The sequence below is a fragment of the Burkholderia sp. AU6039 genome, assembly GCF_002223365.1.
In the GTDB taxonomy this organism is placed as follows: domain Bacteria; phylum Pseudomonadota; class Gammaproteobacteria; order Burkholderiales; family Burkholderiaceae; genus Burkholderia.
The window spans coordinates 22163-38323 of sequence record NZ_NKFK01000007.1 but is presented as its reverse complement, the minus strand read 5'-3'; the positions used below and the strand labels follow the sequence as shown (position 1 = coordinate 38323).

At 68.8% G+C, this 16161-nt stretch carries 16 protein-coding genes; 3 read left to right on the top strand and 13 right to left on the bottom strand.

The features are described 5' to 3' along the window. Nucleotides 1–47: 47 nt before the first annotated feature. Nucleotides 48–3107 (bottom strand): winged helix-turn-helix domain-containing protein, encoded by a 3060-nt coding sequence (locus CFB39_RS32320; protein WP_089475994.1) that lies wholly within the window; start codon nucleotides 3105–3107, stop codon nucleotides 48–50. A 398-nt stretch (nucleotides 3108–3505) separates the two neighbouring features. Between CFB39_RS32320 and CFB39_RS32315 the strand changes: the two genes are divergently transcribed. After that, nucleotides 3506–4426 (top strand): helix-turn-helix domain-containing protein, encoded by a 921-nt coding sequence (locus CFB39_RS32315; RefSeq protein ID WP_089475993.1) that lies wholly within the window; start codon nucleotides 3506–3508, stop codon nucleotides 4424–4426. A 325-nt stretch (nucleotides 4427–4751) separates the two neighbouring features. Here the strand turns inward: CFB39_RS32315 and CFB39_RS32310 are convergent, their stop codons facing one another. From CFB39_RS32310 to CFB39_RS32300, 3 genes are all read right to left on the bottom strand, one after another. Beyond that, entirely contained in the window at nucleotides 4752–6641 is a 1890-nt protein-coding gene (locus CFB39_RS32310) for an amidohydrolase (RefSeq protein WP_089475992.1), read from the bottom strand. A gap of 19 nt (nucleotides 6642–6660) precedes the next feature. Next, nucleotides 6661–6828, bottom strand: coding sequence for a DUF1427 family protein (locus tag CFB39_RS32305; protein WP_089475991.1), 168 nt, complete (start codon nucleotides 6826–6828; stop codon nucleotides 6661–6663). A 165-nt stretch (nucleotides 6829–6993) separates the two neighbouring features. Continuing rightward, on the bottom strand, nucleotides 6994–7680 hold the full coding sequence (locus tag CFB39_RS32300) for a hydrolase (RefSeq protein WP_046546706.1): 687 nt from the start codon (nucleotides 7678–7680) through the stop codon (nucleotides 6994–6996). Between the two features lie 307 nt (nucleotides 7681–7987). Here CFB39_RS32300 and CFB39_RS32295 point away from each other — a divergent pair, with 307 nt between their 5' ends. Then, nucleotides 7988–8269 (top strand): XapX domain-containing protein, encoded by a 282-nt coding sequence (locus CFB39_RS32295; RefSeq protein WP_089475990.1) that lies wholly within the window; start codon nucleotides 7988–7990, stop codon nucleotides 8267–8269. Nucleotides 8270–8591: 322 nt separating this feature from the next. Here CFB39_RS32295 and CFB39_RS32290 read toward each other — a convergent pair whose 3' ends face one another. The 4 genes from CFB39_RS32290 to CFB39_RS41190 are packed head-to-tail and all read right to left on the bottom strand — an operon-like array spanning nucleotide 8592 to nucleotide 12154. Then, nucleotides 8592–10073 carry an alginate export family protein gene (locus CFB39_RS32290; RefSeq protein WP_089476507.1) on the bottom strand — a complete coding sequence of 494 codons (1482 nt, stop codon included), beginning with the start codon at nucleotides 10071–10073 and terminating at the stop codon, nucleotides 8592–8594. A gap of 14 nt (nucleotides 10074–10087) precedes the next feature. Continuing rightward, complete coding sequence (locus CFB39_RS32285) at nucleotides 10088–11041, bottom strand: VOC family protein (protein ID WP_089475989.1); 954 nt, start codon at nucleotides 11039–11041, stop codon at nucleotides 10088–10090. 52 nt (nucleotides 11042–11093) lie between these two features. Further along, nucleotides 11094–11831: a YoaK family protein gene (locus CFB39_RS32280; protein WP_089475988.1), complete on the bottom strand. Its 738-nt coding sequence runs from the start codon at nucleotides 11829–11831 to the stop codon at nucleotides 11094–11096. Then, nucleotides 11813–12154: a hypothetical protein gene (locus tag CFB39_RS41190; protein ID WP_179257767.1), complete on the bottom strand. Its 342-nt coding sequence runs from the start codon at nucleotides 12152–12154 to the stop codon at nucleotides 11813–11815. The genes CFB39_RS32280 and CFB39_RS41190 overlap by 19 nt, the downstream gene beginning before the upstream one ends. Before the next feature lie 143 nt (nucleotides 12155–12297). Between CFB39_RS41190 and CFB39_RS32270 the strand changes: the two genes are divergently transcribed. Then, nucleotides 12298–13440, top strand: coding sequence for an FAD binding domain-containing protein (locus CFB39_RS32270; protein ID WP_089475987.1), 1143 nt, complete (start codon nucleotides 12298–12300; stop codon nucleotides 13438–13440). Here CFB39_RS32270 and CFB39_RS32265 read toward each other — a convergent pair. The 5 genes from CFB39_RS32265 to CFB39_RS32245 form a co-directional block, all read right to left on the bottom strand. After that, the gene (locus CFB39_RS32265) at nucleotides 13368–13637 is read right to left on the bottom strand and encodes a hypothetical protein (protein WP_089475986.1); all 270 of its coding nucleotides are present in this window, start codon (nucleotides 13635–13637) and stop codon (nucleotides 13368–13370) included. The genes CFB39_RS32270 and CFB39_RS32265 overlap by 73 nt on opposite strands. Continuing rightward, entirely contained in the window at nucleotides 13634–13918 is a 285-nt protein-coding gene (locus tag CFB39_RS32260; RefSeq protein WP_089475985.1) for a DUF4148 domain-containing protein, read from the bottom strand. The genes CFB39_RS32265 and CFB39_RS32260 overlap by 4 nt, the downstream gene beginning before the upstream one ends. Before the next feature lie 173 nt (nucleotides 13919–14091). Beyond that, nucleotides 14092–14841, bottom strand: coding sequence for an amino acid ABC transporter ATP-binding protein (locus CFB39_RS32255; RefSeq protein WP_089475984.1), 750 nt, complete (start codon nucleotides 14839–14841; stop codon nucleotides 14092–14094). Further along, on the bottom strand, nucleotides 14828–15478 hold the full coding sequence (locus tag CFB39_RS32250; RefSeq protein WP_089475983.1) for an amino acid ABC transporter permease: 651 nt from the start codon (nucleotides 15476–15478) through the stop codon (nucleotides 14828–14830). The genes CFB39_RS32255 and CFB39_RS32250 overlap by 14 nt, the downstream gene beginning before the upstream one ends. Beyond that, nucleotides 15475–16161, bottom strand: a complete 687-nt coding sequence (locus tag CFB39_RS32245) for an amino acid ABC transporter permease (RefSeq protein ID WP_089429512.1) — start codon at nucleotides 16159–16161, stop codon at nucleotides 15475–15477. The genes CFB39_RS32250 and CFB39_RS32245 overlap by 4 nt, the downstream gene beginning before the upstream one ends.

Here is a 16161-nt window from a genome sequence, read left to right as displayed (position 1 = left end):
CATGCCGCGGTCGCGCAGTCGCGCGGCTGCCTGGAACGCGCGCATCGCTATGCGGCCTGCTGCGCCGCGTCGGCGGCGTCGTGGCGCGCACGCGTGCGGGACGGCGGCGGCGGCGCGTCCTGGCGGACGAAATTCTGCACGCGCAGCAAGCGCCGCACATCATGCGCGCGCGAATGCGGATCGAAGTGCCGCGCGACGCCGGCGACCAGCGTCGACGCGTGCGCGGTGCGCCCGCGCTCGATCAGGTGATCGGCGAGATCCAGCGCGCCGCGCAGCGCCCACATCGCGGCGCCCTGCCCGTTCGCGGTCTGGATCGCCATCTGCAGATGACGATGCCCGTCGGCCTCGTACGCGAGCGCGACGTCGGGGGCCGCGGAGCGTGCCTGTTCGAGCATCGCGACGCCCGTCACGCGCAGCAGTTCCGGCACGAACAGATGCTCGCCGTGCGCACGGCAGCGCGCGAGCGTCGCATCGAGCCGCATGCGCGCCTCGCTTGCGCGGCCGACGCGCACGAGGCCCTCCGCATACGCGACGTTCAACGGGGCGAGCAGCCGCCGGAATCCGCTCGCCTCGACACGCCGCAGCGCGGGTTCGAGCCGCGCGAGGCCCGCGCCGGGATGACCGGCCTGGATGTCGAACTGGCCGGTCAGGCATTCCGCGTGATTGCGCCAGATGTCGAAGCCGTGCGCGCTCGCGGTCGTGCGCAGCGTCGCGAGATAGTCGGACGTGATGTCGTGGTCGCCGTAGCGCAGGGCGATCGGCACGGCGGCCGCCCCCAGCACCACGCAAAGCGCGAGCGCGGACGGGCCGCGGCGCGCGCACTCGACCGCTTGCGCGGCGATGCGCATCGCATGGTCGGGGTCGCCCTGCATCCAGACGAGCCGCGTGAGCATCGTGCGCGCGAGCGTCGTCATGTCGACGCCGAGCGCTGCCTGCGCGCACGGCGGCTCGCCCACCGCGACGAGTTCGGCCGTCGCCGCCTCGAGCCGCTCGCGCGCCTGCGCGTGCTCGCCGAAGTAGTGCAGCGACGTTGCGACCATCGCGTTGGCCAGGAGCCGCTGCGAGCGGTCGCCGCGCCGCTCGGCCGCGCGCTCGAAGCGTGTCGCGTAGCGCAGCGATTCGTGAATGTCCGACAGCGTCAGCATCGTATGCCACTGCCCGACCAGCGCGCGCGCATCGAACGTATCGTCGCCGACCTGGGCGGCAAGACCGAGCGTGCGGTCCCACATCGCGGCCGCGGCCACGGCGTCGCCGTCCGTATGCAGCAGTGCCGACGCGCAGGCCGCGCGCAACCGCATCTCGCGCGCGGCATCGACCGGGTCGGCCGCCGCCGTGTCGAAAGCGTCAAGCACCTGGCGCGCCCGCGCCGCGCATTCGTGCATCCGTGCCGGCTCCAGCAGCGCGCGCGCCAGGCGGTCCGCTTCGGGCACGGGCGTTGCGTCGGCGGCCAGGACGGGCGCGTCGGTTGATGCATCGGCTGTTACGTCGTTCGGCACTGCCGTGACCGCACCGGCTGTTACGTCGTTCGGCACTGCCGTGACCGCACCGGCTGTTACGTCGTTCGGTGCTCCGGTGACCGCATCCGCTGATGCGTCGTTCGATGTTTCGGCGCCCCCATCGTCGCGCCGCGCGGCGTCCACGCTCGCCGCCGCGTGCCCGTGCTCGCGCTCGCGTTCATGCCCTTGCTCGCGCTCGTATCGTGCGTGACGCGCCGCGATGCGCTCGAACTCGCCCTCGTTGTGCAGTTTTTCCAGCGCATACGCGCGCGTCGATTCGGTCAGCCGGTACCGCGCCGATGCGCCGTGGAATTCGACGGTCACCAGCGACTTGGCGACCAGTTCGCCGAGCACCGCGATCATGTCCGCGGCCGATGTGCCGGGCTCGGCGGCGACCGCGTGCGCGGCATCGAACGTAAACGGCCCGATGAAGCATCCCATCCGGCGGAACAGCGCACGCGCGGCCGGGTCGAGCAGCACGTAGCTCCAGTCGAACGTCGCCCGCAGCGTCTGATGACGCGGCAGCGCCGAGCGCAGCCCGCCGGTCAGCAGGTTCAGCCGGTCGTCCAGCCGCGACGCGACGACCGCGAGCCCGAGCGTCGCGACGCGCGCCGCGGCCAGTTCGATCGCGAGCGGCAGCCCGTCGAGCCGCCGGCAGATATCGGCGATCAGCCGCATGCCGGCTTCGTCGACCGGACAATCCGGCGCGGCCGTGCGAACCCGTTCCAGGAACAGCTCGACGGCGGAACAACGCACGATCTCGTCGTTGCGCGCGTCGTCGTCGGGCACCACGAGCGGGCTCATGCGCAGCACCGCTTCGGCCGAGATATGCAGCGGCTCGCGGCTCGTCACGAGTACGCGCAGCGAGCCGGCGCACGACGTCAGCGTTTCGACGAGGTTCGCGACGAGGTCGACGATGTGCTCGGCATTGTCGAACACGAGCAGGTAGCGCGACGCCGCGAATGCGGCGCCGATGTCCTCGATGGCGGGCACGCGCTGCGTGTCCAGGCCGAGCTCGGCCGCGACGGCGATCAGCATGTCGGCGCGCGTCCCCGCGCGCGCCAGCTCCACGAACAGCACGCGCTCGCGCGAGCGGCTGCGCACCGCGTGGGCCACGCGTACGGCGAGGCTCGTCTTGCCGATCCCGCCCGCGCCGACGAGCGTGACGACCGGCGTGCGTTCGAGCATCTCGACGATCTGCGCGATTTCGGCGTCGCGTCCGACGAGCGGCGCAGGCAGCGACGACGCGTGGGCATCGGTCGGTACGGCAGTCGGGACGGCGGCCGGCGTGTCGGCCGCGGGCATCGGTTCCGGGCCGGGCGACGCGCACGCGACCAGCAGGTAGCCGCGCCCGGGCACCGTCTTGATCAGATCGCGGCTCGTGCCGAGCGCCTTGCGCAGCGTCGCCACATGCACCTGCAGGCGGTTTTCCTCGACGATCAGCCCGGGCCAGACCGCGTCCATGATGTCGTCTTTCGACACGACCGCCCCGCTCGCGCGGTGCAGCACTTCGAGAATGTCGAGCGCGCGTGCACCGATGCGCAGCGACGCGCCCTGACGGCGAATGTCGCGCTGCTCGAAATCCACCGACAACGTTCCGATCTGGATCATGGCCGCCTCCGGGTCCCTCAGGATGACCGCCCGGTGAACGCGGCAGTCCACCCGGCAGGATGTCCGGCCCCGGCGCACCGTGGCGCCGGCCGGACACTGTTGAATTACGGGCCGAGTGTAGACGGGCGCGCGACGAAAATCTTGAAGGAAAATGCACTGTGGACGGCGGCCGGATCACGCGATCGGCGCATTCGCTTGCATGTAAAAGTAGGGCGCGATACTCTGCCGGGCCGCTCGCACGCCGGTCGTGACGGGCGATGCGGCGGCCGCGTGCCGTCATTGAAAGCAATTCGTCAGATTCGCGAGCGGACGTTTGTGCAAATTCATTTTGAATGTTCACTTGCGTCGCTAAACTGGACTCGCCATTTCGCGCGCCGAGTCACTTGCCCGGGAATTCCATGTCAGACTCCGTTACCGCAGCGCCGGCGGTATCTCCGCCCCCACCGCCGAAGGACACGCTCGGCTGCGTGGCCAGCCTGCTGTCGAAGGATGTCGAGACCGCCACCGGCGGCCTGCGGCTGCACCGCAAATGCATGCGCGAAGCGCACGTGGAACACATCGACATGCCCGCGTGCGACCGCGGCTTCCTGGTCGGCGTGTCGCTGGCCGCCGGCCATCGCCGCACGCTCTACGGGCGCGCCGGCGCGAGCGAGCGCCGGTTCCAGCATCACTCGATCTACATTCGCGATTTCTCGCGCCACTTCCATGCGGACCTGTACGGCAACTTCGACTTCGTGCTGGTCGAGCTGCCGCATGCGTATCTCGAGCGCGTCGGCCCGGAGCACGGCGGGCAGGCAATCGGCGGCCTCACGTGCCGCCCCGACGTGCGTGACCCGGTGCTCGGCCATCTCGCGCACGCGGTGGCCGGCAGCCTCGACGCGCCCGGCCCGCTGAACGCGCTGTTCATCGAGCAGGTGGGGCTCGCGATCGGCACGCACCTCGTGCGCCGCTACGGCAACGCGCGCCCGCGCGAACTCGACCACAAGGGCAGCCTGTCGCCGGCGAAACTGGCGCGCGCGCAGGAGCTGTTGCTGGAAAAGGCGGATCTCGGCGTATCGATCGAGGAAGTGGCGAACGAATGCGACCTGTCGCGCGGCTACTTCATCCGCGCGTTCTCGCGCACCACCGGCCGCACGCCGCACCAGTGGCTGCTCGAACAGCGCGTGACGCGTGCGCGCGAACTGATCGAGACGTCCGACATGACGCTCGCCGACATCGCGATCGCGTGCGGCTTCGCGGACCAGAGCCATCTGAACCGAATCTTCGCGCGGATCGTCGGCCATCCGCCCGGCGCGTGGCGGCGCGCACGCTCGCGCTGAAGCCGCTGCGCGGTCGCGGTCGCGCGCGCCGATCGGCCGGCCGATTGTTCAATCGAGGTTCATGCCGCCATCCGTCTGATCCGACATATTGCGGCGCCAGCCCGCTCCATCCACCTGTTTGGTGGAGGGAGCGGGCTCGTCGCTTTATCCCGGTCGTCGTATCGTCACCGAATGGCGGGACGACTGCCAGCCGGGTCTCGTCCATGGTCGAGCAGAAGTGACGAGGACGAGCCCGCCGATCAGTCCCAGTGGCTCGCAAACAGCGTGAAGGGCGATGAAGCGCGCGGACCCACGTCGCGGAGTCGCAATGGGTCTGCGCGCCGTATCAGACCGCCCAGCAGGAGCACCCGAACGCGCCCCAGAAGCCCTTTGCGTCGGACGTCGGTAGCGCACTTGCCCACGCGCTCGCATGCGCATGCTGGTGAACGTTGCATGCGTTCGCGCAACCGCACATCGCAGCGGCGGCCGCCCGTTGCAGCGGCGCGCCGGCGCGCTGCGTCGCGCCCCAGCCGCCATAGCCGCCGAACTCACGCACGGGCGACCAGTCGGGCATCGCGGGCGGGATCGGTGCATCGTACGACGCGAACGGCCCCGCGCCCCACACGATCTTTCCGCCCACGACCGTGAGCAACGCCGTCGTGCCGGCGATGTCGTCCTCGGCACACCCGAAGAAATCGCGATCCGGGACCACCAGGTCGGCCAGCTGCCCCACCGCGATGCGCCCTTTCTTGCCCTCCTCGTTCGAGAACCACGTCACGTACTCGGTCCACATGCGCAGTGCCGTCTCCCGATCGAGCAGGTTGCGCTGCGGGTACATCCGCAGGCCGCCGACCGTCTTGCCGGTGACGAGCCATGCGAGCGACACCCACGGGTTGTACGACGCCACGCGGGTCGCGTCGGTGCCGGCCGAGACCTTGAGTCCCTTGCCGAGCATCTTCGCCACAGGCGGCGTGGCCTCCGCGGCTTGCGCGCCGTAGCGCTCGACGAAGTATTCGCCCTGGTACGCCATCCGGTGCTGCACCGCGATGCCGCCGCCGAGCGCGGCGATCCGGTCCATCGATTTCTCGGTGACGGTTTCCGCATGATCGAAGAACCAGTTCAGCCCGTCGAGCGGGATGTCCTGGTTCACTTTTTCGAACACGTCGAGCGCGCGGCTGATGGTCTCGTCATAGGTCGCGTGCATGCGCCACGGCCAACGGTTTTCCGCGAGCACGCGCACCACGCCTTCGAGATCGTCCTCCATCTGGTCGGGCAGGTCCGGGCGCGCCACCCGGAAGTCCTCGAAGTCGGCCGCGGAAAACGCCAGCATCTCGCCGGCGCCGTTGTTGCGGAAATAGTCGGTGCCGTCGTGGTACTTGACGCTCTTCGTCCAGTTCACGAAGTCTTCCTTCTCCGCGTTCGGCTTCTGCGTGAACAGGTTGTACGCGATCCGGATCGTCATCTCGCCCGAGTCGTGCAGCTTGCGGATCACCTCGTAGTCGTCGGGATAATTCTGCGAGCCGCCGCCCGCGTCGATCACGCCCGTCACGCCGAGCCGGTTCAGCTCGCGCATGAAATGGCGCGTCGAATTGTACTGATACTCGAATGGCAGCTTCGGGCCCCTCGCGAGCGTCGCGTAGAGGATCGTCGCGTTCGGGTTCGCAAGCAGCAGGCCGGTCGGGTTGCCGGCGGCATCGCGAACGATGGTCCCGCCCGGCGGCTCCGGCGTGTCCTTCGTGTAGCCGACCACCCGCAGCGCGGCCGCGTTCAGCAGCGCGCGATCGTACAGGTGCAGGATGAACACCGGGGTATCCGGCGCGGCGGCATTGAGTTCGTCGATCGTCGGAAGCCGTTTCTCCACGAATTGATGCTCGGTGAAGCCACCGACCACGCGGACCCACTGCGGCGCGGGCGTCACGGCCACCTGGCGCTTGAGCATCTCCATCGCGACCGCGAGCGACGGCACGCCGTCCCAACGCAGTTCCATGTTGTAGTTCAGTCCACCGCGAATCACGTGGCAGTGGTTGTCGATCAGACCCGGCAGCACGCCACGGCCGCCGAGATCGACCACCTTCGTCGCGCGGCCCGCGAGCGGCATCACGTCCGCGTCACTGCCGACGGCGACGAAGCGGCCGGCGGCAATCGCGACCGCCGTCGCGACGGGGTTTGCGCGGTCGAGCGTCGTGAATCTTCCGTTATGCAGGATCAGATCCGGTTGGGTCACGGTTGCGGTCATATGCATTACCTCTTGTTGATCAGAAGCCAAGCAGCTGTTTCACGGTGGGCAACGCTTGCACGCCAATCAGCATGCCGAGCAACCCGACCAGCGCAATCAGCGGCGGTGCGGGAGAGCGAACCTTGATGACGCTGTAAATCACACCGATCAGCAGGCCCGCACCAAGGGAAACCAGATAAGGTTCCATGCGATCAATCTCCCGGAAATTTCGAATGCAGCGGCCGTGTTCCGATCAGCCTGCTGCGGGCGGCATTCGTGTTTCGTCACGTCCGCCGCCCGCGCAAGGGAGCCAATGCGGCGCGTTCGCCTCGAACCCGCCGCACCGGCAACAGCGATCGCGGGCCGTCCGCGCTTACTTCGCCGGAACGGGCGCGATCGACTCGTGCGGCGTCGCGGTGCGCGGCGCGGCCTTGTGGACCATCGTGTACGCGTAGTCGACGCCCATCCCGTACGCGCCCGAATGCTCCTTCGCGATCGCCATCACGGCGTCGTACGTCTCGCGGTGCGCCCAGTCGCGCTGCCACTCGAGCAGCACCTGCTGCCACGTGACGGGCACGACGCCCGCCTGCACCATGCGCTGCATCGCGAAGTCGTGCGCGGCCTGCGTGGTGCCGCCCGATGCGTCGGCGACCATGTAGATTTCGTAGTCGCCTTCGAGCATCGCGCACAGCGCGAACGTCGTGTTGCAGACTTCGGTCCACAGACCGGACACGATCACCTTCTTGCGGCCGTTCGCGGCCAGTGCGTCGCGCACCTTCTGGTCGTCCCACGAGTTCATCGACGTGCGTTCGAGCGTCTTCTGGTTCGGGAACACGTCGAGCAGCTCCGGATACGTGTGACCGGAGAAGCTGTCGCTTTCGACCGTCGTGATCGTGGTCGGGATGTTGAAGACCTTCGCGGCCTTCGCGAGCCCGACGACGTTGTTCTTCAGCGTCTGGCGATCGATCGACTGCACGCCGAACGCCATCTGCGGCTGCTGATCGATGAAGATCAGTTGGCTGTTGTGCGGGGTAAGTACTTCAAGCTTCGGGTTGCTCATGGCGGTGATGTCCTTTGACGCAGAGAGAAATAAGGCTCGCCGGGCCGACGAATCCGCGACGCGTCGAATGCGCTGGGGCGGAAGACTCGGCAGCCGGCCTGCGTCATTCAATCGACTAATGCGCGGCCACACCAATTAATTGTTCTGATTCTCGCGACCTTCATGAATCCAGGCTGAAAAGATCTGAATTTCATTGAACGGACCCGCAACGAACAGGCAGAACTGATAGGCTGACCCAGGACTTTCGGATCGACTCAAGATCGGTAGTTATCCATATTTCCAACTGCCGTCACACCATTCCAGACCTATGAAACCGTACACTGCTTCGCTGTTCGCCGGCATCCTCGCCGGCATCGTTTATGCGCTGATCGGCGTGCAATCGCCGGCGCCGCCCGCGGTCGCCCTGGCGGGCCTGCTTGGCATTCTGGCCGGCGAACAGATTCTTCCACTGGCACGACGGGTGTTCAGCGGCATCCGGCTGGGAACCGCATGGCGCGACGCGAAGTGCAGCCAGCACATGTTCGGTGCGCTGCCGGGCGCCCATGCAACCGACGCTGGCGCGAAGCGCCGCGAATCGACACCGCTGTGATCGGAAGGTTCGAGCGCATCCGACCAGGACGGTCGGGGCGCTCGCGTGTGTCTCGAGACGTTCGTCAATGGCCTGCGTGACGCCGCTGTTTCTGCGACCGTCCGCCGGCAGCACCGCCGGCTGCTCGAACGACGCATGACGCGGACTCCGCATCTGATCGGCACGCCGATCTGACCTTCGCCGAGATCGGGGCCATTTGCGACTTTTCCGATCGGCACCCTCTGAACGACGTATTCGCGCAGGTCGTTGGGCGACCTGCCCCGTGCCCGGCGTCGTTCGGTTACACGCGCGCCGCCCTGCAGAAGCGGCGGCGCGTGCCGCGTCACCAACCGAACTTCGCTTCCACGCCGACATAGTCGGCATTACGCGCGCCCAGCGCGCGAATCGAATCCGCGAGCTGGAAGTGCACCGCCTCGACGGCCAGGGCCGTGTTCGCATTGACGAGCCAGTCCACGCGAGCCTGCGCGTACATCCCCGTCCACGCGCCGCCCTTGCCCGCCGTGCCCGGCACGGCCGACATGCCCTGTCCGTAGATCGCATCGGCCGTCGTCTGCCGCCACTGGAAGCCGACGGCGGTGAGCACCGTTACCGAGCTGGCGGGCTTGAAGGTCAGCGAAGGCTTCACGTGGATCAGGTTGCTGTATCCGGTATAACCGGCGAGCGTGAAGTAATAGCCGTTCGGAAACATCGGGTTGAACGTACCCACGCGCCGGTCGCCCGGGTGAGCATCGCCCGACGCGCCGTCGACCTGGATCCCGATGCGCGGCGTGCCGGCCGTCTTCGCGAACGTATAGCCGCCCAACGCGCCGAACGCCCACGCGCCCACCGTGTCCTGCCCGACGTGGCCCGTCTGCAGCATCGCCTCGACGTCCCAGTCGAGCCCGTCGGCCTTGCCCGCATAGCGCATGTCGAACACGTCGCGCCGCTCGGTGCCCGACGCATCCGGAAAGCGCGCGTTGTCGCGCGTGTAGCGCGACCAGTACGCGGACAGGTCGCCCGGCCCCGTGCCGTTGCGCTCGACGCGCACGCCGTCGAATCGCAGGTGCCGGTTCGACACGTCGTCGAACGCGGCCGCGTCGCGATACTGCACCGGGCGCGTCACGTAGCCGATCAGCCGCCACTTGCCGATTTCGTAATCGGCCCACAGCGCGTCGAACGCCTGCCGCACGTTCGGCCCGTCGCGCACCGACACGAAGCGTTGCAAGTCGAACGCCATCTCCTGCCGGCCGACCCGCGTCTTCAACGTGCCGGGGCCGATCTGGTCGACATACGCGACGAACGCCTGCTCGATGTCGAGCTGGTCCTTGTCGACCGGGCCGACCGTATTCTTGCCGAACGGCCGCGCATCGACGAACTGCACGAACGCCTGCAGATGGCCGCGATAGCGCAGGTCCGCGTGCACGTTCGTGCGCTGGATCACGTAGTTGTCGTCGTGCGCGGAGCCGAGGCCGAACAGCGGCGCGTTGTTCAGCTCGAAACGCTCGCGCAGGTTCGCGCCGAGCGACAGGTAGGTCGACGGGTCGTCGCCGAGCGGCACGTATTTCAGTGCGTCGAACGGCTTGCGCGGCACGCACGGGTTCGCGAGCACCGACCAGTCCTCCTGCCAGCGGTTGAACAGCACGGTCGGACGCTTCGCGGTGCACGACACGGCGGCGCTCGCGGCCGCCGGCGCCTGCGGCTGAACGACGGGTGCTGCTGCGGCTGCTGCGGCCGGCGCATCGGCACCGGCCGCCGTCCCGGCATGCAGCGCGACGCCGCCGGCCAGCACGACGCCCGGCAGCGCGCCGCGCCACGATGGTTTGATCGGCCGGCGCACCGTTATTTCGACCGTGCGTGGATTTCGGCGACGTAGCCGCCCGGGAACTGCACGAGCGCCGCGTCGCGGCCGTCCGACGTGAACGGCGGCACGAGCACGGTCACGCCGGCTGCCTTCGCCTTCTCCAGCGTCGCGGCCAGGTCGGCGACTTCATAGCCGGTCATCTCGCGCCCGAACGGGTAAGGCAGATGGCCGTCCGTCGCGAGCACCGTCATCTTGCCGAAGCCCGATTCGATGCGAATGCGGCGGTACGTGTCGTTCGGCCGGCCGATCTCGATGCCCGGCGCCTTGCGCACGTCCGACACGATCTTGCCGTGCGAGAACGCGGCGAAGTCGTGCGCGAGCTTGCCCGCGCGTTCCGGCGACACGTACACGCGGTTTTCCGGCACCGTCTGCAGCGCGTCGTAATTCGGCGCCTGCGTATGCCAGTACAGCTGCATGTTCACGCCGCCCGGCCAGCGGATGATCGCGTCGCGCCCGATCGGATCGGGGAACGTCGCGACGACCACGTCCGCGCCATGCGCACGCGCCGACTTCACGGCCATGTCCATGTCGGTCACCAGATAGCCGGTGCGCTCCTCGCAGAACGGATACGGGATCGGCGTCTTGAAGCCGAACACCGAGATCGTGCCGACCGGCGTGAGCACCAGTTGCGACATCGTCTGGCTCGGCGTCGGCGTGACCTGGAACACGCCCTGCTTCGACTTCTTGCCGCCGAACGTCGCGACGAAGCTGTCGGTGAAGCGGTCGAAGTCTTCCGGCGCGACGCACACGTGCGTCGTGTCGTACTGCGGGCCGACCGCGACCGCCGGGAAGCGCGCGGCGGCCGGCTGGCGCGCCGTGTCGTCCAGATGCGTTTCGTCGGCATGCGACGGGGCGGCCGCCAGCAACGCGGCGAGCATCGCCGTCGACGCAGTCGTCATGCGCAGCACGTGGCGCAGGTTCAGTGAAATCATCGGGTTCTCCTTGAAGGTGGCGCGCAGCGGCACGCCGCGCGCGAAAACGGGTTCAGCGCGAGGCGGGCAGTTCGGCCAAGCGTGCGGATCGATACGTGAGAAAGCCCAGCGCCGCGAGCGGCAGCGCGAGCGCCCAGAACGCGGCATACAGGTACGCCGTCGCGCCGGCGCCCGCGCCGAGCGCGAAGCCGGCCACCGGCGGCAGCGTGCGCTGCAGCCGCGCGCGGGCGGCGTCCCGTTCGGCCGGCGCGGCGATCGGCACGAGCCAGTCGAAGGCATCGATGACGGCCTGCGTGACGTTGCCGGTCATCACCGTGTTGGCGACCACCGAGCGCGCGGTCAGCCGGCCATGCGCGTTCTGCACGCCCATCGCCGCCGCGCCGAGCAGCCCGCAGACGATCGTCGCGGGCGCGTCGGCGCTGCCGATCGGCGACGCCGCGATCCCCGCGAACATGAAGCCGGCGAGCAGGATCGCCTGCAATGCATACAGCGAACAGGCACGCGCGCCGTGACCGCGCACGCGCATCCGGTGGTCGAGCAGGCGCGCGGCCACGATCCCGGCGATGAACGCCGGAAACGCGAGCCACTTGATCAGCAGCCCCTGCCCGACCCCGGCCAGGCCCGAGCCGATCAGGATGAAGTTGCCGGTCACATGGGCGGTGAAGAGGCCGAACAGCGCGACGAAGCCGAGCGTGTCGACATAGCCCGCGATCGACGCGAGAAAGACGTCCTCGCCGGGCAGGCGATCGGGCGCGGCCGCACCGGCGGCCGTTACTTGTCCAGGTTGCATGTCGTGGTTTCCTTGGTTTTGCCGGCGCAGTCCGCGCCCTCGACCTGCGCGCCCGGCCCGTGCGGCGGTTCGGTAGCAAGACTAGGGGACGTCCACCTGAAAGTCATGGCGGCGAACTGAATTTTTCTGAAGCAACGCCGGCGGCGCAAGCGCAGCGCAACGCGCAAATCGAACGGGGCTGGAGCCTGCACGCGAGCCTCTTCCCGCTCGGCGTGCGCAAACGGGTATACGGATTGGCGGTGCCCGACGATCTCGACGCCAAAATCGAACGGCAGGTCGACGCGTTCCTGAACGGCACGCCGGCGCACCGCACCGCGTGGCATCCGGCTCCTGCGCCGCCCCCGCCAAGCGCCGCCGAGGCTGAGCGGCGGCGCACGCGTCACGCTGTCACGCAGGCCGCTTCAGAACGATTCAACCGCTGCGTCCGTTGCTTGCCCTATGCTCGGCCATCATCGGGAGACATCGGATGGAACACGGATCGGGCCGCAAGGCCGTCATCGTCGGCGGGTCGGTCGGCGGGCTGTTCGCCGCGACCGCCCTGCGCGCGGCCGGCTGGGACGTCGGCGTATTCGAGCAATCCCCGCACGACCTGGACAGCCGCGGCGGCGGCATCGTGCTGCAGCCGCCGATCGAGCGGGCGTTCGCATTCGGCAACGTACCGCTGCCGCGCGAGGCCGCCGTCGATTCGATCGACCGGATCTACGTCGATGCGCACGACCGCATCGTGCAACGCTTCACGATGCCGCAAACGCAGACCGCATGGAACGTGATCTACACGGCGTTGAAGCGCGCGCTGCCGGCCGGCATCGTCCATGCGGGCGACGCGTTCGAGCGATTCGAGCAGGACGGCGAGCGGATCGTCGCGTATTTCGCGAGCGGCCACGCCGAGACGGCCGACCTGCTGATCGGTGCGGACGGCGGCCGCTCGGCGGTGCGAGCCCAGTTGATGCCGGACGTGCGGCCGACGTATGCGGGCTATGTCGCATGGCGCGGGCTCGTCGACGAGCGGGCGCTGCCCGAACAGGTGCTGGATCTGCTGCGCGAGCGCTTCACGTTCCAGCAAGGCGACGCGCACCTGTTCCTCGCTTATCTGGTGCCCGGCGCGGACGGCGCGATCGAGGCCGGCAAGCGGCGCGTGAACTGGGTCTGGTACCGGCGTCTCGCGTCCGACCGGCTGCGGTCGCTGTTCGTCGCGCGCGACGGCACGCAGCGCGACGGGTCGCTGCCGCCCGGCGCGATGCGCGACGACAACCGCGCGGAGCTCGTCGACGCCGGTGGCCGGATGCTCGCGCCGACGCTCGCCGCGCTCGTCGACGCGACACCCGCGCCGTTCGCGCAGGCGATCCAGGATCTCGCGGTCGAACGGATGGCGGTGGGACGTGCGGTGCTGCTGGGCGACGCCGCGTGCCTCGTTCGCCCGCACACGGCGGCCGGTGTCGCGAAAGCGGCGGACGACACGGTCGGCCTCGCGCAAGCGCTGCGTGAAGTCGGCCACGGCCGCGGGTTCGACGCCGCGCTGGCGGGCTGGGACGCCCGTCAGCGCGCCGCGAGCGCGGTGATCGCCGCGCGCGGCATCGCGCTGGGCGCCCGCCTGATGGGCGCGGCTTGAACGTGGGCCGGCCGCGTGTGGGCGGGCCGGCGCAGCGCCTCGCTCGACGGATCGAGCTCGCGCAGCACGCTGGCGCGCCCGCCATCGTCGTCGGGCAGTAGCGGCTGGCCACGCGCGGCGGCCGGCGCGCCATGCGCCGCCAGCCACGCGGCGAGCGCCAGGCCCGCCACCCGCGCCAGTACGGCAGCCGGCTTCATTGCGCGCTCGCCGTTGAAACAGCCGCGCCCGTCCGCACGCTCGCCGTCGCGGTGCGCGGCTCGCCGTGCGCGATCGCATACAGCTCGCGATTGCGCGCGATCGTCGGCGCGCTCGGCGGATAGTCCCAGTTCGACGTCGGCAGCGTGCCGTCGCGCTCCGCCTGAATCAGGTCGGCGACCACGTCGGCGCGGGTGAGCGCATGGTCGGCGGTTTGCGCGAATGCGGCGATGGGCGCGCTCAGTGCGCAGGAAAGCAGGACTGCACGAATCAGGTTGTTCATGACGTTCACCTCTCGAGATGGCGTGTTCGCGTCCGCAGATCAGGCCGGACATCCGCTCCGCATCGATGCGATGAGGAGTGGTGTCCATTCTGCGATTCGCGCGCTTTCCGGAAGGTGAGGCTTCGATTACGGTCTTGTCATCAGGTCGCGGCCCGGCCGCACGGCCGTGTCTGTCAGCGCGCAACCGTTTCCGGGTTCCGCACGCTGCCGAGAAACCGCGTCAATTCCACCGTCTGCGGACGCTCGAAGATCTCGTCGGCCGTCCCGCTCTCCCACACGCGTCCCTGGTGCATGAACACGATCCTGTCGCTCACCGCCCGCGCGAAGTTCATCTCGTGGGTGACCATGATCAGCGTCATGTCCTCGCGCGCGAGTTGCTCGATCACGCCCAGCACCTCGCCGACGAGCTCGGGATCGAGCGCCGACGTGATTTCGTCGCACAGCAGCACGCTCGGCTTCATCGCGAGCGCACGCGCGATCGCGACGCGCTGCTGCTGGCCGCCCGACAGGTGTTCCGGAAACGCGTCGAACTTGTCGCCGAGGCCGACGCGCTCGAGCATCAGCTCCGCGATCGCGCGCGCCTGCTGGCGGTGCGACTTCTTCACCACCGACTGCGCGAGCATCACGTTCTGTCCGGCGCTCAGGTGCGGAAACAGGTTGTATTGCTGGAACACCATGCCGACCTTCAGCCGCAGCGCACGCAAGTCCGCATGCCGCGCATCGACGCGTTCGCCGTCGACCGAGATCGTGCCCGCGTCGATGCTCTCGAGCCCGTTGAGCGTGCGCAGCAGCGTGCTCTTGCCCGAGCCGCTGCGGCCGATGATCGACACGACCTGCCCGCGCTCGACGGCTAGGTCGATGCCCTTGAGCACATGATGGGTGCCGAAGTTCTTTTCGAGACCCCGGGTTTCAACGAGCGGCATGCCATCTCCTTTGCAACGTGCGCGCATAACGGGTAAGCGGATAGCAGAGCGCGAAATAGATCAGCGCGACGAGGCCATACACGACGAACGGCCGGAACGTCGCGTTCGAGATCGCGATACCGACCTTCGTCAGCTCGGTGAAGCCGATGATCGACACGAGCGCCGTATCCTTCACCGCCTGCACGCCGAAGCCGACCGTCGGCGCGATCGCGATGCGCGCGGCCTGCGGCAGGATCACGTGACGCAACTGCTCGACATAACTCATCGCCAGGCTGGCCGACGCCTCCCACTGCCCTTTCGGCACCGCCTCGACGCAGCCGCGCCAGATCTCCGCCAGATAGGCGCTGGTGAAGAACGTGAGCCCCGCCGTGGCCGCGACCCACGGCGGCACGTCGAGCCCGACGAGCGGCAGGCCGAAGAACACGATGAACAGTTGCATCAGCAACGGCGTGCCCTGGAACACTTCGATATAGAGCTTCGCGATGCCGCGCAGCGCCGTCGAATTCGACACGCGCATCACGAGCAGCCCGAGCCCGACGAGGCCGCCGGATACGAACGACACGATCGACAGCACGATCGTCCAGCGCGCGGCCAGCAGCAGGTTCGCGAGAATCTGCCCGAACGTGAAATCGGTCATCGCGCACCTCGCACGCGGCGGGAGAACAGGCGGCGGCCCATCGCGCCGAGCGTGGCGCGCATCAGCAGCGCCATCGCCAGATACGCGAGCGTGATCACGAAGTACGTCTCGAAGGCACGGAAGTTGCGCGACTGGATGTAGCCTGCCGCATAGGTCAGGTCGGCCACCGAGATCTGCGACACGACCGCCGAACCCAGCATCGTGATCACGATCTGGCTCGACAGCGCGGGAAACACCTTGGCGAGCGCCTGCGGCAGCACGACGTGGCGCAGCATCTGCGCGCGCGACATCGCCAGCGCGGACGCCGCCTCCAGATGCCCCTTCGGCACGGCGGCCACGCCCGCGCGCACGATCTCGACCGAGTACGCGCCGAGGTTGAGCGTCATCGCGAGGATCGCGGCCGTGTACTCGTCGATGTGCACGCCGAGCGCCGGCAAGCCGAAGAAGATGAAGAACAGCTGGACGACGAACGGCGTATTGCGAATCGCCTCGACGTACGCGCCGATCAGCGGGCGCAAGCGCACGGCCGCGCGCGCGTCGGCACTGTACGCGGCCGCGCCGAGCACGCCGACGGCCGCGCCGAGCACGGTCGCGACCGCGGTCAGCGCGAGCGTGATCGCCGCGCCGCTCGCGAACACGCCGGCGTAATCGGCGAGTTCGCCGAATTGAAGCTGGTAGCTCAT

What these genes read in the sequence shown, in the direction of transcription:
- CFB39_RS32320 (WP_089475994.1), bottom strand. Translation starts at nt 3,107, where the DNA reads ATGATCCAGATCGGAACGTTGTCGGTGGATTTCGAGCAGCGCGACATT.
- CFB39_RS32315 (WP_089475993.1), top strand. Translation starts at nt 3,506, where the DNA reads ATGTCAGACTCCGTTACCGCAGCGCCGGCGGTATCTCCGCCCCCACCG.
- CFB39_RS32310 (WP_089475992.1), bottom strand. Translation starts at nt 6,641, where the DNA reads ATGACCGCAACCGTGACCCAACCGGATCTGATCCTGCATAACGGAAGA.
- CFB39_RS32305 (WP_089475991.1), bottom strand. Translation starts at nt 6,828, where the DNA reads ATGGAACCTTATCTGGTTTCCCTTGGTGCGGGCCTGCTGATCGGTGTG.
- CFB39_RS32300 (WP_046546706.1), bottom strand. Translation starts at nt 7,680, where the DNA reads ATGAGCAACCCGAAGCTTGAAGTACTTACCCCGCACAACAGCCAACTG.
- CFB39_RS32295 (WP_089475990.1), top strand. Translation starts at nt 7,988, where the DNA reads ATGAAACCGTACACTGCTTCGCTGTTCGCCGGCATCCTCGCCGGCATC.
- CFB39_RS32285 (WP_089475989.1), bottom strand. Translation starts at nt 11,041, where the DNA reads ATGATTTCACTGAACCTGCGCCACGTGCTGCGCATGACGACTGCGTCG.
- CFB39_RS32280 (WP_089475988.1), bottom strand. Translation starts at nt 11,831, where the DNA reads ATGCAACCTGGACAAGTAACGGCCGCCGGTGCGGCCGCGCCCGATCGC.
- CFB39_RS41190 (WP_179257767.1), bottom strand. Translation starts at nt 12,154, where the DNA reads ATGCCACGCGGTGCGGTGCGCCGGCGTGCCGTTCAGGAACGCGTCGAC.
- CFB39_RS32270 (WP_089475987.1), top strand. Translation starts at nt 12,298, where the DNA reads ATGGAACACGGATCGGGCCGCAAGGCCGTCATCGTCGGCGGGTCGGTC.
- CFB39_RS32265 (WP_089475986.1), bottom strand. Translation starts at nt 13,637, where the DNA reads ATGAAGCCGGCTGCCGTACTGGCGCGGGTGGCGGGCCTGGCGCTCGCC.
- CFB39_RS32260 (WP_089475985.1), bottom strand. Translation starts at nt 13,918, where the DNA reads ATGAACAACCTGATTCGTGCAGTCCTGCTTTCCTGCGCACTGAGCGCG.
- CFB39_RS32255 (WP_089475984.1), bottom strand. Translation starts at nt 14,841, where the DNA reads ATGCCGCTCGTTGAAACCCGGGGTCTCGAAAAGAACTTCGGCACCCAT.
- CFB39_RS32250 (WP_089475983.1), bottom strand. Translation starts at nt 15,478, where the DNA reads ATGACCGATTTCACGTTCGGGCAGATTCTCGCGAACCTGCTGCTGGCC.
- CFB39_RS32245 (WP_089429512.1), bottom strand. Translation starts at nt 16,161, where the DNA reads ATGAGCTACCAGCTTCAATTCGGCGAACTCGCCGATTACGCCGGCGTG.